This window comes from Streptomyces sp. NRRL F-2664 (genome assembly GCF_000719345.1).
GTDB lineage: Bacteria > Actinomycetota > Actinomycetes > Streptomycetales > Streptomycetaceae > Streptomyces.
In genome coordinates, this window is record NZ_JOFX01000358.1 from 1 (window position 1) to 451 (window position 451).

Sequence of the window (451 nt, forward strand, 5' to 3'; positions counted from 1 at the left end):
GCCCAGGCCCTGCCGGTCCACCCCCAGACCCGACAACTCCTGGTCATACGACAGAGCCAGCGCAAACCCCGCCTCCCCACGCCCCGCCGTCGCCAGCAGGGGGACCTCCAAGGAGTAGCGGCCGGTCCGCGCATCCACCGCGCCGCCGGCCTCCTCACCGGGGGCGAACACACCCGACACGGTGCCGGAGGCACCCGGCACCGCTGACGCCGCAGCTGCGGCGGCCGAGCGGGAGCCGGGAGCGGCGAACGCCTCACCCGCGCTCTCCCCGGCAACGGTGCCGGCAGCGGCCAGGGCGAGGAGGCCGGCGACGCCGTTGCGGCGGACACGGCGCACAGCGGCAGAAGACAGAGAGGAGGAAGGCACAGGAATTCCCGGGGAGGCAGGCAGAGCGGGCAGTTCCGTCCAGGAGAACAGGAAGCGGGGGCTGGCGTCTCTCCTCCGAACAGCC

1 pseudogene is annotated in these 451 nt (G+C 74.1%); it reads right to left on the reverse strand.

Annotated elements, in window-relative coordinates:
• Positions 1–336 (reverse strand): annotated as a pseudogene (locus tag IF89_RS39670) (hypothetical protein); the annotation flags it as partial.
• Between the last annotated feature and the right edge of the window lie 115 nt (positions 337–451).